Below are 25,579 nucleotides of genomic sequence, written 5' to 3'. Positions count from 1 at the left end.
AAAGAGCTTCTTTTTCTGGTCGTCTTTTCGAAGGTGTGTTTGAAGCGTTCGGACTGCAAATATATCATTCCTTCATTTTCGTCCAACTATACGGTCCATTTTACTCAAATGAAACTGCGTGAGGCTTTTTTTCCATCATAGGAATAGAGGGTTAGTTTATTCTCTACATATGTTTCCAAATGCACAGTACGCCCCCAAAGTTGATAAATATAAGGGAGCACATTTTCTAAATAGCGAGAATCCAGTTCCGTTCCCTCATACCCATGTTTTAAATATAGTTCTCCGTTACGCGAGTAATCTCCATCTTCCACTACAATATATGGAAAACTTCCATTGACTCGCATGGAAACGAGTTGGTCTCTTACATGCTCGTAATCTTTATCTGTTATTTGATAGTTTCCGTTCTTTTTTTCAAACAAATACAGGTCTTCTTTCTTCATCAAGTCTTTTGTTAAATAGTTTCGAATAAAGGAAATATCCGATTCAATTTCTCTTACTTCGAACATTTTTTCTCGGCCAGAGTTAGGCTTTATCCCTATTCTTTTCATTTCTTCATTAGGATGATCATATCTCTTTTCGATGTCTTCAAAAATTTTCAACCCTAAATAATATGGATTTATAGTTGTTTGAGATGGCTGAACAACATTTGCATTTAATTTCGCAAATTCTATCGTTTCATCAGATGTTAAATCCATTTCCCTTAAGATTCGTTGATGCCAATAGGAGGCCCAACCCTCATTCATTATTTTCGTTTCTAGTTGTGGCCAAAAGTAAAGCATCTCCTCTCGCAACATTGTTAAGATATCACGTTGCCATTCCTCTAATTCACGACTGTACTCTTGGATAAACAACAATAAATCTTTTTCGGGATTTGGAGGAAATTTTTTTCTTTTTGGAACAGTTGACTTCTTATCATTTGCTGGTTGATCAATGTTCCATAGATCATCATAGGCTGTTTTACGTACTGTCTCTACTTCTTCCTCCTCCAAATTATAGTCTGGCAGTTTAGGCCTAATAATGGAGGGATCGATATGCTCTTGAATAGCTAAGACAGCATCTAAAAAGCTTTCTATCTCTTCTTTACCATGAAGCATTTCATAATCCGCAATTCGTTCAGCTGTTGCCGTCATACTTTCAACCATGTCTCTTCTCGTATTGGAAAAACGAACATTATTTTTAAAAAAATCACAGTGAGCAAGTACATGAGCAATAATGAGTTTATTTTGAATAAGACTATTGGTATCCAGCAAAAACGCATAACAAGGATTTGAGTTAATGACAAGCTCGTATATTTGACTTAGTCCAAAGTCATATTGCATCTTCATCTTGTGAAATTGCTTTCCAAAACTCCAATGAGTAAAGCGTGTTGGCATTCCATACGCGCCAAATGTATAAATAATATCAGCAGGGCAAATTTCATAACGCATAGGGAAATAATCAAGTCCAAAACCTGATGCAATTTCCGTAATCTCTGCTATTGCATGATGAAGCTTCTTATCCATCAACTTACCCCCTTTCAACTCAAACTGTAGCTTTAAAAAGGCTTTTCAATGCTTCGTATACGTCACGATTTCCCTTCAATACATAATGACGAAATTTCGGATTATCCAATTTTTTATATGTGTTCATTAGAGTAGAATATCGACTATGTGCATTCACTTCTCCGTATCCAAACATACTAGAAACTTCCATTAGTTCATTAACAAGCTTTAAACATTTCTCATTATCACTTGTCATATTTTCTCCGTCTGAAAAGTGAACGGGATAAATATTGAAGCGGGTTGGATTGTACTTTTGAGCTATAAGCTCTAATGCTTTTTGATATGCAGAGGAACAAATAGTTCCACCACTTTCGCCTTTCGAAAAGAATGCTTCTTCTGTCACGACTTTTGCCTCTGTATGATGAGCAATAAATTCAATTTCGACTGTTTCATATTTGGAGCGTAAAAATCTTGTCATCCAGAAAAAGAAACTTCTTGCGCAATACTTTTCAAATGCCCCCATGGAGCCACTTGTATCCATCATTGCAAGCACAACTGCCTTAGATTCGGGTTTTGTCACTTCATCCCATGTTTTGAAACGCAAATCATCATTATTCAGAGGGGAAATTTCCGCTTTTCCTTTCATTGCATTTCGTTTGATAGCTGTAATAATTGTCCGCTTTTTATCGATATTTCCCATTAGCCCTTTTTTACGTATATCATTAAATTCCACTTTATCGGTTGTAATGTCTGCTTGTTCTTTTTGCTGTAAATTTGGTAATTCCATCTCTTTGAATAAAACATTTTCTAGTTCAGCAATAGTGACTTCTGCTTCATAATAATCTTGCCCAGCTTTATCTCCAGCTTGCTTCCCTTGACCTGATCCACTTTCTCCGTCTTCAGTACCACGAGCAATGACATCCCCTACTTGACTATCGCCATCCCCTTGACCTACATGTTTTGTTTTATCATAATTGTAACGAATTTTATATTCATCTAGAGAGCGAATGGGTATTTTAATCACATCTCGTCCATTCGACATAATAATACTTTCTTCGCTTATTAATTCTGGTAAGTTATCCCTAATGGCTTCTTTTACTTTATCCACATGACGTTCCTGATCTTGATACCCTTTTCGATGCAAGGACCAATTTTCCTGTGAGATGACAAATTGTTTTTCTTCTTTTTCGCTCACTCTCATCAACACCTACCTATTTTTTATCTTATGCCAGGTATACAAAGTTATTGCCAATGTATATAAAAAAACAAGACTAATGAAAAGTAATCAGTCTTGTTTTTTTCTCTATCGATTGAGCAGGCTACCTACGTAACGTAATAATTCGTTTGCTGAAGTGGAGTTATATCCATGTTCATCTATTAATCTAGCCACTACTTCATTAACCTTTTTAAGATGTGCTTCATCCGGTGTTTTGGAAGAAGTAGTTATTTTGACAACATCCTTTAAATCTGCGAAGAGTTTCTTTTGAATCGCTTCACGTAAACGTTCATGGGAGTTATATTCAAATCGAATTCCTTTTCTAGCATAAGCTGAGAGACGAATTAGAATTTCTTCTCTAAACGCTTTCTTCGCATTTTCAGATATACCAATTTGTTCTTCAATCGAACGCATCAGTTTTTCATCTGGATTCATTTCTTCACCGGTAAGTGGATCTCTCATTTTGTTTTTATTACAATATGCCTCCACATTATCTAAGTAGTTATTCATTAACGAAATAGCGGACTCTTCATAAGAATACACAAAAGCTTTTTGAACTTCTTTCTTCGCAATTTCATCGTATTCTTTTCGAGCAATAGCGATATAATTCATGTATTTATCTCGGTCCTCTTGGGATATGGATGCGTGTTGGTCAAGCCCATCTTTCAATGCACGTAAAACATCCAGTGCATTGATTGATGGCACTTCTTTGCGAATGATAGCGGAAGAAATTCTATTAATCACATACCGAGGATCTATCCCTTTCATCCCTTCGTTAAGGGATTCTTTTTTCAATTCTTCCACGTCAATTTCATTAAATCCTTCTACGCTTTCTCCGTCATATAGGCGCATTTTCTTCACAATATCAATTCCTTGTTTTTTAGGAACTTCTAGCCTTGTCAAAATGGAAAAGATTGCAGCGGCTCTTAATGCATGCGGTGCAATATGAACATGTGTCATATCACTTTCCTTAATCATTTTTTCATATATACGTTCTTCCTGACTTACTTTTAAGTTATAAGGAATTGGCATTACGATAATTCTCGAGTGTAGTGCTTCATTCTTTTTATTGGAAATAAAAGAACGGTACTCCGTTTCGTTCGTATGCGCTACGATCAGTTCATCGGCACTAATTAAAGCAAATCTACCTGCTTTAAAATTTCCTTCTTGCGTCAAGGATAATAAATGCCAAAGAAACTTCTCATCTAATTTGAGCATCTCTTGAAATTCCATCATCCCACGATTCGCTTTATTTAATTCACCATCGAAACGGTAAGCACGAGGGTCTGACTCTGAACCAAATTCTGCAATAGTTGAAAAATCAATACTACCTGTTAGATCTGCGATATCTTGCGATTTAGGGTCAGAAGGTGTAAATGTTCCGATTCCTACTCGTTTGTCTTCCGAGAAAAAAATCCTCTCTATTACTACACGTTCTATGCGATCTTCATACTCCTTTTCAAGCCGCATCGTGTTTAGTGGTGACAAACTACCTTCTATACGAATTCCATACTCTTCTGTAAAATCCTCACGCAAATGATGTGGAATCAAGTGCAGAGGATCCTCATGCATTGGACAACCTTTTATTGCGTAAACCGCTCCTTCATCTGTCCTTGAATACTGTTCAAGACCACGTTTTAACAGCGTCACAATAGATGATTTCCCTCCACTAACCGGCCCCATTAACAAAAGAATTCGTTTACGAACATCTAATCTTTTGGCAGCGGGATGAAAATATTCTTCCACTAGTCGTTCAATCGCCGTTTCCAGTCCAAATATTTCTTTTCCGAAGAAACGGTACATCTTAAGCCCATCTCTTTCCGTTAACCCCGAGCTTTTAATCATATTATATACACGTGAGTGTGCCGTTTGCGCAACTTCTGGTCTATCCTTCACAATAGCTAAATACTCCTCGAACGAGCCTTCCCACTTAAGTTTGTTCTCTTCTTCACGGTAGCTTTTGACCTTGTTTAAAATATCCATCTTTTCCCTCCATCTAGGGGCTTTCTTTTATACATAGTATGAAAGGAGTGAATTTATGATACCAATTACTTTTGTGAATCATGTACAAACATTTATTATTTTTTTAGGATTGGAACTGGTGAAAACGAATAACAATTTAAAAGAAAATTAGAACATGTAAAAAAAAATAATATGGATTGAGGGCTTTAGGAGACACTTGTTACAGGTTTTCTATAAGTAATAAGCTCCACACTTTAATACATTTGAAACGTTTGTAATCAAATTGTAAACTTCCCTTAGGAATCCTTTAGTTGCAATGCTTAAAGTCTTCTCTCACACACTGTGGAAGGATTTCCCTTAAATTATTCCACTTGCACATGCTAGAATCGGTGTAGGCAAGAAATAATAAACTTTTGGAGGTATACGATGAAAAAACGATTCGTCGCAACTACATTATCAGTTGTAATTGGTTTTAGTACATTGGGGGTTGCTCCTGCCGCTATTCATCCGGTTACAGCCTCAGCAGCAACAATAAATGCACAAAATAACCAACAAGCAGTAGAAACAAAAGCTAATCAATTAATACAAACAGCGAAAAGCTTAATAGGTCAGGCTACTTACAGTAATACAGAATACAAGGGAACTTACCCATACAAATTTTCATGCGCGACTTTTCTTATGTACATTTTCGAGAAAAATGGGGTACACCTCGGTACGTATAATGAAGATTATATGATGAAACAAGGAACTTATGTGAGCAGAGATCAACTACAAAAAGGGGATTTACTATTCTTTGATAGTAGTGGTGGTAATGTACCAAATCACGTTGCCATGTATATTGGAGACAATAAAGTTATTCATATGGCTGACCCTAAACAAAAAATTGTCATTACGGATTTAGATAGCAAGCCATATTATAAAGACAATTATATAACTGCACGAAGAGTCTTACCTACATTCCTTCCTGCCAATCCAGCAACTAAAGGAGATAACATTGTTGAAAAAGCCTATAGTTTAATAGATAAAGTTACCATGGGTAGTGTCAATAATGAATCTACATTACGTTTTACTCCCACTGGGTTTGTTGACTATGTGTATAAAACAAATGGGGTAAAATTAGGGACGACAAATTTAAAAGAGCTAATGAATAAAGGGACAACAGTTTCCAAAACAAACTTAAAGAAAGGTGATTTGATTTTCTTTAATAGTGTTATAGGATCAAATACACCATCTATGATAGCAATCTACGCAGGAGATCATCGTATTATTATTCCGAATTCAAACGGAGTTTTATCAAGAGTTCTATTTGTAGACTATTATGATCAACATTACATTACTGCAAAACGTGTTGTTTCAGGAAGTACTTCGGCTACTCCACCCAACACTAATGTAACACCACCCAAAGAAACTACTACATTGCCTGCAGACAAAGTAGTCAATTTAGCTACTAGTCTTATTGGGAAAGCAAAATTTGGATATGGATACAATGAAAGCAACTTAACTTTTACTAGTGCCGGATTTACGTATTATGTCTACAATAAGCAAGGTATTAATTTAAATAGTAAATTAGCTAGTGAGCAAGCAAAAGTAGGAAAGACAGTTCAAAAAAGTAGCTTGCAAAAAGGGGATCTTATTTTCTTCTCCTCTAATAATGGAGGAACTAAAATTACACAAACTGCCATTTATATAGGAGCCAATCAATATATTAGTCTAAAAACTAATGGCAGCGTAGTAAAAGAGAGCTTAAGCTCTACTTGGGCTAATCAAAACTACGTGACAGCTCGTCGTGTTCTTTAAGAAATGCCATTTCTAAGAAAAGCGCAAGAGCCCTCTAAGTACAAAACCTGTTTTGTATCGTTTTCGGAGGTCTTTGGACAGACTTATTGCTATATCATTACCGATTGATTTTTAAGAGGCTGGTCGTGACTTACGTCACGACCAGCCTCTCTTTTCTCGGTAATCTTTTGGTGTTTGTCTGTCCGTCGCCCTCCTTTAACAGTACGAATAAGATTAAGATCTTTTTGGATAATGAGTGAAAAGATACTTTCCACCTCATATAGGAAGCACCCGAAGATGCAATTTCGGGTGCTCTAGTGCTCCTCTATACAATAGATGCTAACTATTTTTTGGTCATATACTCTTTTACCAGTAGAAGGAAATTACCAGAAATGCTCTTCTTAAAGATTCTTGCTAGCTAACAGGTCCATCCAACCTACTTTCCTTGTATACAATCCACTGCATTTTCCTATCGTTCAAAGTACCGGTGACTTTATTAACCCAAAAACTATATGCTTCTTTATCTTTTAGTTGCCCTTTCTTTTATGATTGATTTGAAAACATTTACTTGATTGTAGTGGAAGGCGGTGATGGCTCATCGCTCACCCCGCGGAAAGCGTCCGCCTGTAACGGAAATCAACAGTAGTATTGAATCGATCTTTTTCTCCAAAATATCTGAAACACTGGATTTATGGAACGGAAAATTATATACTTTCTTATTCTTCAAAAAAGAAGCATTCAACGCATATTGCGCGAATGCTTCTTTTTTCGTGTATTCACTTATTTTCTTTTAAACTATTTGCAAAATCAATCATGGATCGGCTAGACATTGGACCTTTTATTAGCAAAATTGCATGACTATCGAGCATAGGTTTTAGCACATTCATTACACCTGTGACATCTTTAAAAACATGGACATTTGCCTTCGTTCCATCTTCCATTGCTTGTTTTGCTATTTCTTCTGCCTTACTTCCGATGGTAATAAGTGTATGAATATTTCTTTCCGCTACCAGGCTGCCAATTTCACGATGATATTTCTTTTCAAAATTACCTAATCGATTAATATCCCCAAGTACAAGAATGACATTTTTACTTACTCCGATTGAATCGAGAACCTTTAATGCTGCCTCAACAGAAGTAGGGTTATTTGTCCACGTATCATCTATAATCGTACTTCCACCTATTCCACTTGAAAATTCCAAGTGTCTGGACATGTTTTTATATGTCGCTATACGGGAAATAGCTTCCTGAATATTCATTCCCATTTCGTTTACGGCAGCTAGAGCAGCTAGAGCATTATATACTTGATGTTCACCAAATCCAGGAATAAAGGCTTTATACCTTTTTTTAGAAAGATGAACGTTAAAATCCATTCCGTTTTTAGTAAATCGAATATTGGAAGCTCTAAAATCCGACATTTTATTTACTCCGAAATAGATAATCTTTCCTTTAAATGAATGCAAGGGAACTTTTTTTGTATTTGCATCATCTGCATTCAAGATTAACGTGCCATTTGGCTTTATTCCATCCACTATTTCTGACTTTGCTTTAATATATCCTTCCAAATTTCCACAGCCATCTAAATGATGAACGCCAATATTTGTAATAATTCCGATTGTAGGCTGATAAATCATGCATTGATGTTTAATATTCCCCGAATTACCCAATCCAAGTTCGAAGACAGCCGCTTTCGTATTTTGATCGATGCCAGTCAAATATGGTAACGATTGACGCGGCTCATTCTTGCTGCTTATAGACGCCTGAACATTCCAATCCTTCATTAAAATATGTTTGATCATTTCTTTTGTAGTTGTTTTACCACATGTTCCTGTGATTGAAACGACCGGTATTTGAAAAAGGTTTCGATAGTAGTCCATGAATTTCCAGTATGCTTGCACTAGACTTCTCACTTTTATGACAGTAGTATCCGATAGAGCATTTTTCAATTCTGAGGAAGGCTTATCAGAAATCACAAGAGAAGGTCCCTTAGTATTAATTTCATGCCAATTGACAGAATCACTTCTGCTAACAAACATTAGCGTATTTCGTTTCGTAAGACCATGCCGATTATAATATATAGCATTTCTTACATTCCAAAGTTCAGAACCACTTATTAATTCACCTTGAAGTAACTTCCGAATATCTTTCACCTGTATAGGTTTCATATTTAACTCCTCCCCTAGTTATTGTATGAAATGCACTCAATGATGGGTCATTCTCCATTTTGTAATTTCCTAATTTCCACAATTCTTTTCCAAATGGATTTATCTGCAATTGCAAATCCGCTGATTCCTGGAGTTGAATTTACTTCGAATAAAATTGGTTTTCCTTCTGCATTTAAACCAAAATCCATACCGTATTCCCTATTAGGAAATTGTGCGGCTATCCCCTTAGATACTGAGATAGAAACTTCCTTTAAACAAGTAACAATTTCTTTCTTTTCCGTTTCATTCATTTGCCAATGTAAAGACAATAATTCATCAATCGTTATTATTACAACACCTCTATGGTAGTTAAGAATACCATTACCATTATTACCCAACGTTCCGACACCGGCATTTATTCCACCAATAACCCATTTTCCTTTTAGAAGTTGAACATGAACTCGAATGCACACAGGCATTCCATTAGGAGTAAAACTTTGAATACCTTCCTGAATAATATAGTTCCCTTGTCTACCGAATTTCTCAAATGGATGTAGGACTTTGTGGAAATCCTCAATTGCTGTAACACATTTATTGATTGGTTCGCCTTGGATGTTATAGCCATCAAAACAATAGGTGCCCTCTTTTTGGTAAACTTTAAAAATTGCTCTTCCTTGCCCGGATGTATCGTGTTTCACATATACATAATCATAGCGACTGATAAAGTCCAATAGATTTGTAACACTGTAAATAGTAGTTTCTGGAATACTTTTAGCTGTTAAGGGATTTTGACTCAACAACAAATGTTGTTGCCATTTCCCTAGTTTATTTTTCAAGAAATCCACCTCATTCGTATTTTTTTATTTATTCAAGGAATGAATAGATTTAAAATTTAGTTTTTTGATTTCCAACATATTCATATACACCTGCTGGTCTTCGTGTTCTTTGAACATAGTAAGGTCGGGTATATAATTCCCTTCAATAATCCATATATCTCCATGATCTGTAATACCAACGTCAAAGCCAATAATTGATAGTTCCATATTTTTTTCATCCAGTTTTTTTGCAGCAGATATACAAATTCCTTCTATTTTGGCTTCTAAAATTTCATACATTTTATTTGAAATAGTGGATTCTTGAATGGCATTCTCTAGAGTTAGTAGTTTCTGAGCCGCATTCGTAATGATAAAATTTTCTCCTGCTATTTTAACCATTTTGCCAGTTACACTCCATGTGGAATCAACTTTTTGAGTAATTACCCTTACGTCTATTGGACAGTCATATATCGTTGCCAGCTGTACTCTTTGCTGAACGATATAATCCTTCTTAGAAAGGAAGGTTTCTTTAATGTAACTATAAGCTTCTTCAAGATTCGGTTTTGTGATTTTCCTTATTCCATAGTGAATTTCATAAGTAAAGGAATCTTTTCTTTTTATTTGTACTACTCCTATTCCATGCTGACCGATACAAGGCTTAATGATAATTTCGTTAAATCTCTTTAATAAATCGCTAAAGGATGTATGTGTGAGTAAATCCGTCTTTGGTACATAAGATAAAATTGTCCTGCTCGTTCGAAGTGTTTGGTATTGATCCCACTTACTAATAGAAAAATGAAGGCTTGTGTCATAAATCCATATGCCTTTTGTAAAGTCAGACATGATTTCGATTACAATTGTGTTACAACTGGGAAATGATCTTCCCAGTTTTTCAGCTGCTAGAATAGGTATGCTCCTGATTTTTTTTAATAAATACTTTTGAAAAAACTGTCTAAGATGAGAGTAATAGTCGTTATCCGTTATGGAAACTATTCGCCACTTGGCTGAAGATGACTTTCGATGAACAGTAACGAAGGAGCGATAAGGGTTTTGAAAAATACTGGAAGTAAGTTTTTGGGCCTGAACAATATAGTATTTTTGTTTTATTTCATACAGATTTATATACTCATACATTTCCTCCATGTTATTAACTGTCACTATTTTCCTTTGCGATTTAATTTTGTATTTATTATTTTCTAAAGAGATCATGATATCACCAGGACCAAAAGAAGGCTTAAGAACAACCGCTTTATGCTTTTCTAAAAGAGCGAATAGTGATTCTTTCGAGAATAACACTGTTTCAACTAGATAATTACGTAATTTTTTTTCATCCTGTAATATTTTATATTGACTAAGTCTTCCCCTACTGGTCTTCAATTTGCACACCTCCCTTAAATGTTCCTTTTATATTCTATTCAGCCAAACAACTTTTCTCTGGATATATTGTTAGAGATTCAATAAAAAAACTCTCGGTATTGAATACCGAGAGTTTCTTTATCATTACATTTCCTGACAACCTAAAGCTATGATTGAACCTTGTTCAACTGGTGCAGCACCATTTTGGTCAAAGAAACCAGTTATTACGAAGCTTTGTACATTATCATTTGCCGCTGATGCTACTTGATCTCTAAATACCGCTACAAAATCAAGTTTATCACCGTCAATAGTTCCAGTACCTGTCACTGTAACAACGCAGTTCTGTCCCTCCTGATTACATTCAACAGATGTTATCTCGTTTGCTGTAAATGTAAAGTCGTTTAGGCCAGGAGTTTCCGTGTCTTCAAAGTCTAATGATAGAGTTGAAGTAGCAAGTGTAGTAATACACACTTCCGCCATATACGTTAAGTTTCCTTCGATCGTACCATTCTGCCCTTCAAATTTAACATTATTATCTTCAGAAAAAGCATCAACGGACACACCACATGGACACATTGTTCCCATTTTTCATCCCTCCTTTCTAGTAGAATATTGTAAGATATTATAAAGAGTAGTAATGTGGCACAGTTGTTTGTCCATATTATCAATATATTTTTGCGTACTTAATCAATTATTATGGGTTATTACAGCTATCTCCGTAGTTTAGAAGCTAATTCGATGATGGCCTTACTATACATATCACCCTTTATGAGAATTATGGTATCAGAATCAACTATCTTATCTAACAAATCATAGACAAGCGTATTATTGTTAAATGTATAGACAGGTGAGTTAAAGCCTAATTTCACTGCATAGTCCGCAATTATTCGTGCATGCAGACCAATCGTAATTAGCACATCTACACCAATTTGATAGACTAATTCTCCAGCTTGTTCATGTATAACATATCCCCAAGATCCTAAGTCCGTAATAGTACCTATAATTGCAATCTTCTTTTTCGTTTTTCCCACTTCATTCAGCACTTTTAAAGCGGCTTCTAATGAAGTCGTTGTAATACTCCATGTATCATCCAGAATTTCAGAGCCATTGATTCCATCTACCAATTGAAGCTGCTTTTTATACTTCTGAAAAGATTTTAAATGCTTTGCTGCCTCTGGAATACTTACCCCTATTTCATGAACAGCAGCAATTGCACAAAGAGCATTATAAACCTGATGCTCTCCTAACCCAGGAACAAATATTTGATAATTTCGATTCTTGTGTTGAAGACTAAATTGCATACCATCTAAACTATATTGAATGTTACTCGCTCTAAAGTGGCACGACCAATGACATCCAATTTTAATGATTTTCCCAGGAAAGCTTTTTACATCGATTTTTCTCGTATTGCTATCTTCTGGATTTATAATCAATACACCTGACGATTCAACAATTTGAAGCATTTCTCCTTTTGCTTTAATATAACCTTCCAAAGTTTTGCAATAATTTAAGTGATGAGATCCTATATTTGTAATAATTCCAATCGTAGGTTTGAAATACTCTCCTGCTTTTAATATATCTCCAGGGGCACCGACAGCAGTCTCAAAGATAGCCGCTTCCGTATCCTCCTCTATGTTTAGGAGATATTGCAAATAGGCCGTTCGGGAGTTACTGCTAAGATTCGTGGCCGCTACTTTACGATCAATAGATAGGATATGCCTAATCATTTCTTTGGTCGTTGTTTTTCCAGAAGTCCCCGTAATAGCAATCACAGGAATTTCAAACAAGCTTCGGTAGTAACGTACAAATTTCCAATAAGCTTCTTCTACATTCAGAACTTGGATAATAGTTATATGTTCAGGGATTTCTTGTAAATTATAATCCCTGTCTGTAGCAAGAACTAAAGGGAAATATTCCCTTAATCCTTTCCAATCTACTATTCTCCTACTTGTAAAAAGGATCGTATTCTGATTTTTAATTTGTTTTAATCGGTATGCACCATAATGAACATTCAATTCATCCGTCCCTTGTACCAATTCACCGGAAATGACAGTTCTTATCGTACCAACTGTATGTGGCTTCATTTTTTTCACACTCCCTTCACTTACATAATATGTTTTTTTACTAAAGTTGATTGTACGAAGATATGTAAATTGTATGATATCTAACCATACCATTTTTTTTTTGCGTCATACATATATAAAGTACATTAAAAAATGATTGTATAAGGACGTGAAAGGATTGAGAGCTATTGTTTTTATCAGTACAAATAAATCCGGATCCAGCAGAGAGGCTATTAAAGCAGCGGAGAGGTTGGGTTACTTTACCATTTTATTTACAAAAAACGAAAAGCAACTACAGCAAAGGGAGGAGTATACAGATGTTCACAAAATGATTCTTATAAACACAGATAATCTTGAGGATATGAGAGAAGAAATTAGAAAACTACAGTCAAAAGGGATGAATATAAAAACAATCGTCAGTTTTATTGATCCGTTTGTTCATATCGCATCCATTCTTTGTGATGAATTCTGTCACAATAATACTTCCTCAAAAGCTATTGAAATAATGGAAGACAAGGAGAAGACACGACTGTTTCTAAAAGATCAACCTTATACCCCTAAATTTATCTCGATTCAGGCAAACGAATCGATGTCTACTAAAAAGATATGTGCTCAGTTAGATTTCCCGATTATTGTGAAATCACCAAAATCAACAGGCTCCAAAGACGTACTCTTAGCAAAAGGAAAAAAACAGCTGGAAAAACATTTTGAAAATCTTCGGAATAGGAACCCAGATGAAACAATTATGATTGAAGAATATATAGACGGCGATCAGTATCTGGTTGAGGCGCTCGTTTATAATAACAATGCGCATATTATAGGAATTATTGAACAGGAAATTACAAAGGGCAAGAGGTTTATTATTACTGGTTATGGAGTGCTTGCTTCTGTTCCCGAAACGATCAAATCTGGAATTGAAGAGGTTCTGAATTCAATCATTGCAGCATTTGAGATTGTAAATGGAGCGCTGCATTTGGAAATCCGTTTAACTAAAAAAGGTTGGAAACTCATTGAGATCAATCCAAGGATATCTGGAGGGGCAATGAATAAAATGATTCAAGCTGCATTTGGGTTTAGTTTAGTGGAAGAAACGCTTAAATTATTTTTAGGAGAACGCCCTGTCATTTTACCGAAACATAAGAAGTATGTCTTCACCAAATACGTTATTGTTAAAAATAAAGGTATATTAGAAAAAGTGACTGGAAAAGGGAGAGCTAAAAAGTCGCCAGGAGTCCTTGAAGTTTACGTGAAGCCTAAAAAAGGAACGCTTTTAATTCCACCATTATCCATGGGTCATCGATATGCTTATGTAATTGCAGAAGGAAGTAGTTTAGAAGAGGCTAAAGATTGTGCAAATACTGCAGCAAAAGAGATTACATTCCATCTAAAAGAAGAATAAAAAATCAGAACACCTTGTAGGTGCTCTTTTTTTTGCCCTTTATTTGAAAAAAATAAAACCCGAATAATAGCCCTAAGAAGAGCTTGTTATCCAGGGTTTGTATTATTCTTTAAAAGTTTGATCTAAAAACTCGACAGTATCAAACATATTCGTTTTACTAGCTCCTTTGACTAAAATGGTATCATCTTTTTTTACTATCTTTTTCAATAACTCATGTAACTCTTCCTTCTTGATGAAATGATAAATATTTGTAGCCGAAAATCCTTTTACTGCTGCTCTATTACCAATTTCCTCCGTCCGATATCCGTAGGTGATCAAGATATCAATTCCTTTTTCATACACGTATTCGCCAACTTTGCAATATTCTTGCTCCCTTAGCTCCCCTAGTTCTCTCATTTGTCCGATAATAGCTATTTTTCGATGCTTTCCTATATTAGAGAGAACATCAAGTGCTGCCCGCACTCCTTGAGGGTGAGAGTGAACGGTGTCGTCGATAACAGTAATGTTATCTCGGCAGTTATAGATCGTTAATCTTCTTGGTGGCTTTCTAAAAATTAGACCTGCTTTAATTTCCATCGGTGTGAATCCTAGGTGATCAGCAACAGCAATTGCATTTAAGGCATTATATACATGATGCTCCCCTAAAATAGGAATAAACAGCTGAATTTCTTGTCCTTGTAGCTTCATCTTGAAACTCATCCCATTATCTTCATATTGAATGTCATTTGCTCTGTAGTTTGCTGGCGATTTAATACCAACAGTCATTATTTTTCCTTTGAATTTCTGAGTCTCCAAATACTTAGAGTTTTCATCGTCTTTGTTTACAATGAGAATACCTTGTTGATCCATCCCATGGATTAATTCTGATTTTGCATGCGCAACTTTTTTGATATCACTGTCAAAGTTTCCAACATGTGCAAGTCCGATGTTCGTTACTATACTAATAGTAGGCTGAATAATACTACAATGTTCCGTAATGACCCCAGGATAAGCCATTCCATACTCTAATACTACTGCTTCATGTTTATTATTAATTTCTTCAGCATGTTTTTTTGTATGCTCAGTAGTATTCCAATAATCTTTAGACTCAAAAATATTCCATTTTTTCGATAGTATTGATGCAAGGAATGCCTTAGACGTTGTTTTGCCAGCACTTCCCGTTATTGCAACGATAGGTATTTCACCTTTTTCTTCAATTTTTTTATTCTTTATTATTCTTATTTCTCTTTTTATTTTTGCTTGGTTTTCTGCTACGTACTTCGCATATTGAATAGAATGGATCACTACATCCAATTCCAAATAAAAGGCTGGAGGACACCCTGGGCGCCAGTTTACTTCATAAATCCAAATTTTAAAATTTTCATCCATCCCAACGTCTACACCAATTTCATCTATTACTTCTCCGAATTGGACCATTTGTATTTCATCTAAGTGACTCGCTAATGACAAAGAAAAGTGCTCCAGTGTACGTCTAATATTAAACGCTTCCTCTTTAAATTCCTGTTGTAAAAATGGATCTAAGTAATTAGTGAATCCTCCATTATTTATGTTTGGAATGATGGATCCTTTTGGTGCAATTCGTGGATATATAGTAGTAATCACCCATTTTCCTTCTCCATTTTTTTGAACATGCAACCTATAATCATATACTTGACCGGATCTAGTGATGGATTGTATATAAGGCTGAACAATAAAGTTTCCTGTAGATAGCTTATCCGTCAGAAACTCGTTCAGTTGTTGCTTTGAATAGAAGCTATTGTTAGAATCCTTTCTTACCTCATAACCATCTTTTATTTTTGAAATAAAGTAGATTCCTTTTCCCTTTCTTCCATCAGTCGGTTTAAAAACAACTTTTTGAAATGAATTGATATACTTGAAAAAGGTTTCACCGTTTCTCACAATTTCTGAAGGAATCAGGTAGTTTGAAAATTCCTTTGCTTCCATTAATCGTTCATTTATACTCCACTTATTACCAATAGAGTTCGTAGTAAATGGAATTTCACTTTTCAACCTTTCAATAATTTTTTTGGATTTTGCTAATTTTTCTGGACTTCCCGCGTTATAAATAACATCTGGAAACGGCATAATTCTCTCCTGCCATTTTCCATTCTCATAAACTTTCCCTTTAATGGAACGGTTCACAAAATTCACTGTGGCAGGTGAAAAATAAAAAAAATTAAGTCCCTCAGCCTTAGCTACGGCTGCATAGGCATAAGACTTTATAACAGTTTCGGGATCTTTACGATGATGTAACATACCTATTATTGTCATTTAATATTCTCCTTTAATATTCTTACGATCATACTTTTATTAAATTCATCCACTCTGCTTTGCATATGGACAAATGTTCAGTTTTATAAAACTTCAATAAAAAACACCTTAAGCAGATCTTAAGGTGAAGATGTGTCAACTACCATTTTGGCTCTATAATAATTTTTCTAGTTAACAATTCGGTATCTAACAGTTGGATAGCACAGATACAAGATAAATCAACGACTTTACAATTAGACGTTTTTTCTAATCTAAACACATCGCAAAAAGAATTAGTAAGCTTGCCCTCAATATCTAGAGGTCGCAGTAAAGAAATTGTAGTACAGCACTTTTCTAGGGAAGTGGACTCGATACGAAGAAAGCTTGTTTCAAAGCACTCATCCAAATTGTTGAAAACTAAAGGTGTTCCTTTTTTAGTTATTAAAAAGAAGGGGATCGTATCAGTTCCTACTATTTTGGAAAGTAAATGACCAAAGTATTTAGTGGGGGTATTTGCTAATATATCCTGGAGTAATTTCAATTCAACCAGGGCTTCACATATACTATTGTTTGTTATCTTTACGCTCATTATTTAATTTCAGCTCCCTCCTTACAGTTTTTCTAATATTATATTAAGTTTTAAAAAGTGTGTACGGGCCAAAATTTTTCCTATTCACTAAAATTGGCATCAAAAGGGTTCTAAATAAAATTTAATTTCTCTGGCAGCTGCTAACGCTATTTCTTTCGCTCGTTCCTCCGAATCTGAGGTAGCAACGACGCATGCATATCGATTACCCATGGAATATGGATTGGTTAAAATTTTTCCTAGGAGAGGTTTTATATAAACGTACTTGACTCCTTCATGCGTTAAAGCCAATTCTTTACCGGTTACTTTGAGAAGTCTACCACTCGATCCTATCGTTAAATATCTGGCGTACACATGCTTTTTTTTCGTTTCAATTAATGTGGGCTCCTCCCCTAAATTTACCTTTAATATTTCTTTGATCAGATTAATTCCTGTTCCTTCCTCAATTATTTGATTCATCACTCCACCTGACATCCTCGGATTGATTTCAATCATTTTCCATTCACCATTAACAAACTTCATTTCTAAATGACAGGAACCGGTTGAAAGACCAGTTTGTTCTACTATGCTTGAAACACATTCATAGAGGTTTTTATATTCATCCATACTTATCATCGCTGGAAATTTATATCCAATAACAATAAATCTGCCATTATATAATACTTCCTGCTCAATTACTCCAACGACCTTTATGTCATTGTTGTAAACTAAAATCTCCAATAAATATTGAGGACCTAGCAAAAACTCTTCTATTAATAATGGGCTGTTTGGATACTTTTGATGTAAATGCTTTAAAGCTTTTTCAAACTTCTCTACATTTCCCACAAATAACACATCTTTGGAACCATTTGAAATAGGTGGTTTTATTATGATGGGGTAAAATGATTTACACTTCTTTTCAACCTCTTTTAAAGAGTCACCAGGATGAAAAACTGTGTAAAACGGGGTAATCGGAAGGTTATTTAGTCTTTCTCTGACCGTTACTTTATTTTCCATTAGTAATAGTGATTCTACTGAAATTTGTGCCAAACCAAGATGCATAGATATTCTCGCAGCATAAGAAATGTATGGATCAATAAAACTAACGCATGCATCTATTTGTTTACCCTTTTCCTTCAATTTTAAAATTTCTTCCATAACACAACTTTCATCCAATAAGTTTTTCATGACAACAATCTGACTCACTTCCGACAATTCATGATTAATTTTTGTGTAGCTGGTCTTTTCCGTTAATAAAACAACGTAATACCCCATTTTCTTTGCTGTGATCAGTGCTTCTTTACTAGTCCCGAACTTATTGCATTCAATAAAAACAATCGTTTTCATCTAGGCATCCATCCATTCAAACACATTTGTATTAATAAAGTATGCATAAAAAATAATATGACAAACAATATTGCGTAACTTTGTTGATTGAAGCGGCAGGTGGCGACTCCAGCGGGATGAGTGAGACAGATAAGCCATCACAAACGACGCGTGAGCTGTGGTGATGGCTTATCGCTCACCCCGCGGAAAGCGTCCGCCTAAAGCGGAAATCAACCATACTTTATTCCATGTAAAATATATATTTCTTTAGTTTCCTTTCGTATTGTTCGTGTTTTTTCATGTAAATTGGAATGATGAAATTGAATCAACTAACTCATTTTTTTAGATTCCTATTATGTAATAAGACTATTAAAGGCATCCTGCTAAAAAGACAAGACACCCTTAATAGTATCCGCAATATTTTCTATTTATTTCTTTTTCTTCGTTTGATAATCCAATACACAGTAGATGAAATAACACCTAAAATTATAAGCACTGGCATATTCCCAATAAAAAACACAATAATAGCAGATCCTGCAGCCAAGAGACCGTTCATACTTGTCACAAATTGTTTCTTCGTTTTTTCCCAAGTATTTAATTCTTCACTATCTAGACCAGGAACAATTACTCGATTTTCATACATAGTTAGTTCGATTGTTGCAAAAGTTGTTTGGTTTTCTAGATATTTCATCTTCCCAACAGTTACTTCAATTTCTTCTTGTACCTTTGCTAAATCGGATGAAATTTTTAACAGGTCTTCCGTTTTTTCCGCTGCGCTCATAAATGCAAGTAAACGTTCTTCAACTACTCGCTTGGATTTAATTCGAGAGGCTAAATCTACATATTGCTCTGTCACATCCTGTCCTGTGACATTGCGTTCTAACACTTTGGACGCTTCCTCTTCTGCGTCTGACAAAAATGTTTCAAAATGCTTCTCTGGAATTCGAACAATTATGTTTCCGCTACTTCTCTGGTCATCTTCTTGATACACATTGGACTCCACAATATAGCCACCATACTTTTTAACCTTCTGTTCGATGTTACTCTGCGCCTTTGCAAGTTCTTTCACATTTGTCCTAATGATAGCTTTGTGAATGATCATACGCTCAGTATTCACCTCAGAAGGAGCTTCTGCACTGGTCTCCCCTTCTGCATCTGCCGTACTCTTTTCTTCTTCAAACGAGTAGTTTGCAGAGTCATTTGCAACCTCCATTTTGCTCTCCTCATCACTCGCACTACAAGCAGTAAGCAACAAAAATACACTTGAAACTAGCAAACAGTATATTATTTTTTTCATTACCAATTGTCCCCCTGTCTTTGCATATACAGACGTTTGAAAAATAAAGAAGGTTACATATTTACTGAAAATTCATTTAATTAATACTCTATCATGCTAATAAAACACCTAATTAGCATATGAGAAATTTTTACTTTTTTCTGAAAAACACTTAATTTACAAGAATATTTAGATAGAATATAGGTAGAGGGAGGGATTTTCAATGGGAAAAGCAAGTGAGAAAGTTGTTCGATACCGAGGGTCAGAGTTAAATACAAAAGGGTGGCTACAAGAAGCTGCACTACGCATGCTCATGAACAATTTAGATGCAGAGGTGGCAGAACATCCTGATGAGTTAGTCGTATACGGCGGGATTGGAAAAGCTGCCCGTAACTGGGAGGCGTTTGACGCCATTGTACATTCGCTAAAAGAATTGGAAAATGATGAAACATTATTGGTGCAATCAGGAAAGCCAGTTGCTGTCTTTAAATCACATGCAGATGCACCGCGTGTACTTATTGCAAACTCTAATTTAGTCCCTGCATTTGCTACATGGGATCATTTTCACGAACTCGATAAAAAAGGTCTTATGATGTATGGCCAAATGACTGCAGGTAGTTGGATTTACATCGGCTCACAAGGAATCGTACAAGGCACGTATGAAACATTTTCGGAGTTAGCCAAACAACATTTTAACGGTTCTTTGAAGCATACTATTACACTTACAGCGGGCCTTGGTGGAATGGGCGGTGCTCAACCTCTTGCAGTTACGATGAATGGTGGAGTATGTATCGGTATTGATATAGATGAGACACGTGTTGATCGTCGAATTGAAACACGCTACACAGACGTGAAAACGCATTCATTAGATGAAGCGATTCGATTAGCAGAAGAGGCTAAACAAGAAGGTAAGGCTCTATCGATTGGACTTGTTGGAAATGCATCCGATATTTTACCAGAAATGATTACACGTGGTTTTATTCCAGATGTACTAACCGATCAAACATCTGCTCATGATCCTTTAAATGGCTATATCCCTTCTCATATGTCTTTGGAAGAAGCGGCTTCTTTACGAAATAGCGATCCTGTAGAGTATGTGAAACGTTCAAAAGCGTCTATGGCACAGCATGTTCGTTCAATGGTAGACATGATGGACAAAGGCTCAGTGACATTCGACTACGGTAATAATATTCGCCAAGTGGCTAAAGATGAGGGATTTGAACGTGCATTCGACTTCCCTGGATTCGTACCTGCTTATATTCGCCCTCAGTTTTGTGAAGGTAAAGGACCTTTCCGTTGGGTCGCATTATCTGGTGATCCGGAGGATATTTATAAAACGGACGAAGTGATTCTTCGCGAGTTTAGCTACAATACTCATTTATGCAATTGGATCAAAATGGCTAGAGAGAGAATTCAATTTCAAGGTCTCCCTTCCCGTATTTGCTGGTTAGGATATGGAGAACGTGCACGCTTCGGAAAAATTATTAATGATATGGTAGCTTCTGGTGAATTAAAAGCTCCGATCGTAATCGGACGTGATCATCTGGACTCTGGGTCCGTTGCCTCCCCTAACCGAGAAACGGAAGCTATGAAAGACGGTTCAGATGCAGTAGCAGATTGGCCAATATTGAATGCGATGATTAACGCTGTTGGCGGTGCAACTTGGGTTTCTGTTCACCATGGCGGCGGAGTTGGAATGGGTTATTCCCTTCATGCAGGGATGGTAATTGTTGCAGACGGAACGAAGGAAGCTGAAGCGAGACTTGAACGTGTACTAACTTCAGACCCTGGTATGGGAATTGTACGCCATTTTGATGCCGGTTATGAGCTTGCAGAGAAAACAGCGCGTGAAAAAGGCGTTCATATTCCAATGATGAAACAGGAGGACTGAGCATGGTAAAACCCGTTTGGATTAAGCATGCGTCCCAGCTTGCCACATTAGTGCATGAAAAAGCAGGGCCTCGTGTAAAGGAAGCAATGCGCGAGTTAGGGATCATTGAAGACGGTAGTGTATGGCTGGAGAATGGAATTATCAAAGCGGTAGGCACAACGAATGAGCTTCAAACAAAGTATGCGGATCGTGCGACAGAAGCAGACATCATTGATGCAACAGGTCATCTCGTAACACCTGGACTAGTAGATCCACATACTCATGTTGCATTTGGCGGAAGCCGTGAGCGAGAATTTGAAATGCGTCTTGAAGGTGCAACATATATGGAAATCATGAATGCTGGAGGCGGAATTCACGCGACAACAAGTATGACTCGAGCGGCAACAGAAGATGAACTTGTTATTCAAACTTCTAAAAGGTTAGATTCTTTTTTATCACACGGTGTTACGACTGTGGAAGGAAAAAGTGGATATGGTTTAGATCTCGAGACAGAGTTAAAACAGCTTCGGGTGATGAAACGATTACAAATGGAACATCCTGTGGATATTGTCCCGACGTTTATGGGAGCTCACGCTGTTCCAACAGAATATAAAGCACGGGAAGAAGAGTACGTCGATTTGATTGTAAATGAAATGATTCCAATAGTTGGAAAAGAAAAACTCGCTAAATTTAATGATGTATTTTGTGAAGTAGGTGTCTTTACTCCAGAACAATCCGAGCGCATTTTAGAAGCAGGAAAACTGCACGGACTTATTCCGAAAATACATGCGGATGAAATTGAGCCTTATGAAGGAGCAGAGCTTGCTGCAAAAGTTGGTGCTATTTCTGCTGAGCATTTATTAAAAGCATCGGATAAAGGTATCCAAGCAATGGCCGAACAAGGAGTTATCGCATGTTTATTGCCAGCGACTGCTTTGTATTTACGAGAAACAGCAGCACGAGGTCGAATGATGATTGATGCAGGAGTACCTGTCGCAATTTCCACAGATTGCAATCCTGGCTCATCCCCCACGACCTCTATGCCACTCGTGATGAATCTAGCCTGTATTTCGATGCGTTTAACACCTGCGGAAAGCTTATGTGCTGCAACTTTTAATGCTGCATGTGCCATTCAAATGGAGGATAAAGTTGGCTCTCTAGAGGTAGGAAAGCAGGCTGATCTCGTGCTTTGGAACATTAAAAACTATCAAGAACTACAATACTTATTTGGGGTAAATCATGTGAAAACTGTTTGGAAAAAAGGGGTAAAGGTGGTTGGTTAGCATGGGGCTTATACAACCTGATTGGCAATGGAAAAAAGAAGAAGGTTCTGGTGTACATCAATGGATCGAACAAAATCCATTCCCAGTAAATCCGGATGTTGTCCTATTTGCCGCTCCCCTTTCCCGTTCCTCGATTAGCGTTTCTGGAGCATCTCTTTATCCAGATACATTTAGACAAGGCTGGAAAGGATTTAGCGTTTACAATCTCGATGAACATATTGATTTGTCTAGTCTACATGTGGCTGATTTAGGAGACGTTCCGATGCATACGACCGATATTAAAGAGTCACATCGTCGAATCGAAGTTGCAGCTGCACAAGTGGCTTCTACCTTTTCAAACAGTTACACATGTTTAATAGGAGGAGATCATTCGATTACTGCCTGTTCCATTCGAGGAATTCAAAAGGCTAATCCAAATGAGCGAATCGGCATTATTCAGTTTGATACACATTTGGATGTTCGAAATCCCGATGTACTCGGACCAGCAAACGGGACACCTATTCGGCAGCTTATTGAAGGTGGTGTTGTAAATGGAAGCAATATTTATAACATTGGACTACACGGCTTTTTTAATGCACCAGATCTTGTTCAATATGCAGTCTCTCAAGGTATCCATATGATTACCTTACGCACTGCACGTGAGAAAGGTATCATTCCAACTATTCGTGAGGTACTTAGTGCACTTAATGAATCTGTTGACCGCATTTACGTGACTGTAGACATGGATGTACTCGATATATCCGTTGCACAAGGAGTCCCTGCATCTACACCAGGCGGAATGACTGCATATGAACTTTTTGACGCACTTTGTGAGGTCGGAAAAGCAGACAAAGCCAAGCACATTGACTTTGTCTGCCTAGATCCCACGAAAGATACACTCGCACAAGCAACCGTCAAAACAGGCATATACGCATTTTTACAATGGCTTACTGGAATTCAAATACAACGACAATTAAGGAACGTGATTAGTAATGATTAACTTAAGAGGAAATGGGCTCACTTTGGAAGATATGCGTGCTATCTTATATCAAAATAAACTAGTGACACTTGATAACCAAGCGATAGAAGAAGTCCAAAAAAGTAGAAAAGCCGTTGAAGCTATTGTGAAAGAAGGGAAAATAGTTTACGGCATTAACACAGGGTTTGGAAAGTTTAGCGATGTGAGCATTGAAGAAGCAGATGTTCACGCGCTCCAACTTCATCTTATACGGTCACACGCTTGCGGCATGGGTGTGCCGTTTGATGAAATCGTTTCCCGTGCAATGGTAGTTCTTCGATTAAATGCATTGTTAAAAGGATTTTCAGGCATTCGTCTGGAAGTTTTAGAGAGACTTTCATTCATGGTAAACAATCGTATTCACCCAGTAATTCCGCAGCAAGGATCACTAGGGGCTTCTGGAGATTTAGCTCCCCTCTCTCATTTAGCACTAGTACTCATTGGCGAAGGTTTTGTTTGGATGGATGAGAAGCATGTACCTTCCATTGAAATTTGGAAGAAGCATGGTTTAAAACCCATCGTATTAGAAGCAAAGGAAGGTCTAGCACTTATTAATGGAACGCAAGCCATGACTGCACAGGGGGTTGTAAACTGGTTAGAATCAGAAACACTTGCCTATCAATGCGAGTGGATTGCCGCTATGACAATGGAAGCTCTTCATGGAATTACAGACGCATTTCATCCTGCAGTCCACGAAGCACGAGGCTACCCTGAGCAAGTAGGAGTTGCTCAACGAATGCTCGAATGGCTGGAAGACAGTCAGCTCGTTACAAAACAAGGTGAGAAAAGGGTGCAAGATGCTTATTCATTGCGATGCATTCCCCAGATTCACGGAGCTAGTTGGCAAGTACTCGCATACGTCAAAGAGAAACTAGAAATTGAGATGAACGCTGCAACAGATAATCCACTCATTTTCGAGAATGGGAAAGTTGTCATATCAGGTGGTAACTTTCATGGCCAGCCAATTGCCTTTGCAATGGACTTTTTAAAGATTGGTATCGCAGAGCTTGCTAGCGTTTCGGAACGACGAATTGAGCGATTAGTCAATCCACAATTAAACGAAGGATTACCACCCTTTTTAAGTCCACAACCTGGTTTACAATCCGGGGCAATGATTTTGCAATATGCAGCTGCAAGCCTTGTATCTGAAAATAAAACTCTTGCACATCCAGCATCCGTAGATTCAATACCTTCCTCTGCAAATCAAGAGGATCATGTCAGCATGGGGACAATAGGTGCAAGACATGCATTTCAAATTATCCAAAACGCTCGTCGCGTAGTTGCAATCGAAGCCATTTGCGCTTTGCAAGGAGTGGAACATCGCGGAACACACCTCATGTCACCAGCTCTATTGGAAAAGTGGCATGAGATAAGATTATTTATCCCGTCTATAAAAGAAGATCGCATCTTTAGCGAGGATATAGAGAAAATGAATAATTATTTAATAAAAGAGACTGCAGGTAAGAAAGTTTTACAAGTATAAAAAATTGTTGCCCTCTCGTAGTTTATTTAACGAGAGGGCAACTTTTTTTGGTCTTTCAAATTGTCTTTTCTTGTTACAGAAGTGTTACTGGTGCCAGGCACTAGTAACACTTCTGTAACAAGAATCTTATCGGTTTATGTTTACGTTTATGTCCAAGTAATTTAGGGGTAAACACAAAATAGAACACTAAAAATGGAAAAAGACCGAGAATAGTCATTAAAAAAACCGCCGATTTCGGCGGTTTTTTTATTTACCACATTTGCAAACTCCAGAACCAGTTTTTTTACATTGTTTACATTTCTTAGCCAATCACATCA

The 25,579-nt window shown here is 36.7% G+C and carries 18 protein-coding genes; 6 read left to right on the top strand and 12 right to left on the bottom strand.

Features of this window, described 5'->3' with window-relative positions; all coding sequences use genetic code 11:
- Nucleotides 1-104: 104 nt before the first annotated feature.
- The 3 genes from MHH81_RS02290 to MHH81_RS02280 all read right to left on the bottom strand — a co-directional run bounded on the left by MHH81_RS02290 (nucleotide 105) and on the right by MHH81_RS02280 (nucleotide 4,680).
- On the bottom strand, nucleotides 105-1,502 hold the full coding sequence (locus MHH81_RS02290) for a SpoVR family protein (protein ID WP_340917410.1): 1,398 nt from the start codon (nucleotides 1,500-1,502) through the stop codon (nucleotides 105-107).
- Between the two features lie 19 nt (nucleotides 1,503-1,521).
- The gene (gene yhbH / locus MHH81_RS02285; RefSeq protein WP_340917408.1) at nucleotides 1,522-2,676 is read right to left on the bottom strand and encodes a sporulation protein YhbH; all 1,155 of its coding nucleotides are present in this window, start codon (nucleotides 2,674-2,676) and stop codon (nucleotides 1,522-1,524) included.
- A gap of 108 nt (nucleotides 2,677-2,784) precedes the next feature.
- Nucleotides 2,785-4,680 carry a PrkA family serine protein kinase gene (locus MHH81_RS02280; protein WP_340917406.1) on the bottom strand — a complete coding sequence of 632 codons (1,896 nt, stop codon included), beginning with the start codon at nucleotides 4,678-4,680 and terminating at the stop codon, nucleotides 2,785-2,787.
- Between the two features lie 405 nt (nucleotides 4,681-5,085).
- Here MHH81_RS02280 and MHH81_RS02275 point away from each other — a divergent pair, with 405 nt between their 5' ends.
- Nucleotides 5,086-6,456 (top strand): C40 family peptidase, encoded by a 1,371-nt coding sequence (locus MHH81_RS02275; RefSeq protein WP_340917404.1) that lies wholly within the window; start codon nucleotides 5,086-5,088, stop codon nucleotides 6,454-6,456.
- A 755-nt stretch (nucleotides 6,457-7,211) separates the two neighbouring features.
- Here MHH81_RS02275 and MHH81_RS02270 read toward each other — a convergent pair.
- The 5 genes from MHH81_RS02270 to MHH81_RS02250 form a co-directional block, all read right to left on the bottom strand.
- Nucleotides 7,212-8,600, bottom strand: coding sequence for a UDP-N-acetylmuramoyl-tripeptide--D-alanyl-D-alanine ligase (locus tag MHH81_RS02270; protein WP_340917402.1), 1,389 nt, complete (start codon nucleotides 8,598-8,600; stop codon nucleotides 7,212-7,214).
- A 47-nt stretch (nucleotides 8,601-8,647) separates the two neighbouring features.
- On the bottom strand, nucleotides 8,648-9,415 hold the full coding sequence (locus MHH81_RS02265) for a YheC/YheD family protein (RefSeq protein WP_340917400.1): 768 nt from the start codon (nucleotides 9,413-9,415) through the stop codon (nucleotides 8,648-8,650).
- Between the two features lie 24 nt (nucleotides 9,416-9,439).
- Nucleotides 9,440-10,771: a YheC/YheD family protein gene (locus MHH81_RS02260; RefSeq protein WP_340917398.1), complete on the bottom strand. Its 1,332-nt coding sequence runs from the start codon at nucleotides 10,769-10,771 to the stop codon at nucleotides 9,440-9,442.
- 123 nt (nucleotides 10,772-10,894) lie between these two features.
- Entirely contained in the window at nucleotides 10,895-11,335 is a 441-nt protein-coding gene (locus tag MHH81_RS02255) for a hypothetical protein (RefSeq protein WP_340917396.1), read from the bottom strand.
- Between the two features lie 125 nt (nucleotides 11,336-11,460).
- The gene (locus tag MHH81_RS02250) at nucleotides 11,461-12,834 is read right to left on the bottom strand and encodes a UDP-N-acetylmuramoyl-tripeptide--D-alanyl-D-alanine ligase (protein ID WP_340917394.1); all 1,374 of its coding nucleotides are present in this window, start codon (nucleotides 12,832-12,834) and stop codon (nucleotides 11,461-11,463) included.
- A gap of 157 nt (nucleotides 12,835-12,991) precedes the next feature.
- Between MHH81_RS02250 and MHH81_RS02245 the strand changes: the two genes are divergently transcribed.
- Nucleotides 12,992-14,212: an ATP-grasp domain-containing protein gene (locus tag MHH81_RS02245; RefSeq protein ID WP_340917392.1), complete on the top strand. Its 1,221-nt coding sequence runs from the start codon at nucleotides 12,992-12,994 to the stop codon at nucleotides 14,210-14,212.
- A gap of 102 nt (nucleotides 14,213-14,314) precedes the next feature.
- On the opposite strand, the gene MHH81_RS02240 is transcribed toward MHH81_RS02245, so the two are convergent.
- The 4 genes from MHH81_RS02240 to MHH81_RS02225 form a co-directional block, all read right to left on the bottom strand.
- Entirely contained in the window at nucleotides 14,315-16,483 is a 2,169-nt protein-coding gene (locus MHH81_RS02240; protein WP_340917389.1) for a YheC/YheD family protein, read from the bottom strand.
- 139 nt (nucleotides 16,484-16,622) lie between these two features.
- The gene (locus tag MHH81_RS02235) at nucleotides 16,623-17,051 is read right to left on the bottom strand and encodes a CotY/CotZ family spore coat protein (RefSeq protein ID WP_340917386.1); all 429 of its coding nucleotides are present in this window, start codon (nucleotides 17,049-17,051) and stop codon (nucleotides 16,623-16,625) included.
- 99 nt (nucleotides 17,052-17,150) lie between these two features.
- Entirely contained in the window at nucleotides 17,151-18,374 is a 1,224-nt protein-coding gene (locus MHH81_RS02230) for an ATP-grasp domain-containing protein (protein ID WP_340917383.1), read from the bottom strand.
- 403 nt (nucleotides 18,375-18,777) lie between these two features.
- The gene (locus MHH81_RS02225; protein ID WP_340917381.1) at nucleotides 18,778-19,650 is read right to left on the bottom strand and encodes a DUF4349 domain-containing protein; all 873 of its coding nucleotides are present in this window, start codon (nucleotides 19,648-19,650) and stop codon (nucleotides 18,778-18,780) included.
- Between the two features lie 202 nt (nucleotides 19,651-19,852).
- Here MHH81_RS02225 and hutU point away from each other — a divergent pair, with 202 nt between their 5' ends.
- Genes hutU through hutH form a run of 4 tightly spaced genes read left to right on the top strand, consistent with a single transcriptional unit; the run spans nucleotide 19,853 to nucleotide 25,262 of the window.
- A complete protein-coding gene (hutU, locus tag MHH81_RS02220) occupies nucleotides 19,853-21,520 on the top strand; it encodes a urocanate hydratase (protein ID WP_340917379.1) in 1,668 nt (555 codons plus the stop codon).
- A gap of 2 nt (nucleotides 21,521-21,522) precedes the next feature.
- Entirely contained in the window at nucleotides 21,523-22,782 is a 1,260-nt protein-coding gene (gene hutI, locus MHH81_RS02215; RefSeq protein WP_340917377.1) for an imidazolonepropionase, read from the top strand.
- A gap of 1 nt (nucleotide 22,783) precedes the next feature.
- Nucleotides 22,784-23,761, top strand: a complete 978-nt coding sequence (locus tag MHH81_RS02210) for an agmatinase family protein (protein ID WP_340917375.1) — start codon at nucleotides 22,784-22,786, stop codon at nucleotides 23,759-23,761.
- Nucleotides 23,754-25,262, top strand: a complete 1,509-nt coding sequence (hutH, locus tag MHH81_RS02205) for a histidine ammonia-lyase (RefSeq protein WP_340917372.1) — start codon at nucleotides 23,754-23,756, stop codon at nucleotides 25,260-25,262. The genes MHH81_RS02210 and hutH overlap by 8 nt, the downstream gene beginning before the upstream one ends.
- Nucleotides 25,263-25,579: the final 317 nt, after the last annotated feature.

The sequence above is a fragment of the Psychrobacillus sp. FSL H8-0484 genome, assembly GCF_038005325.1.
GTDB lineage: Bacteria > Bacillota > Bacilli > Bacillales_A > Planococcaceae > Psychrobacillus.
Note: the sequence above shows the minus strand (reverse complement) of the source record. Positions and strands in the feature narration are given on the sequence as shown.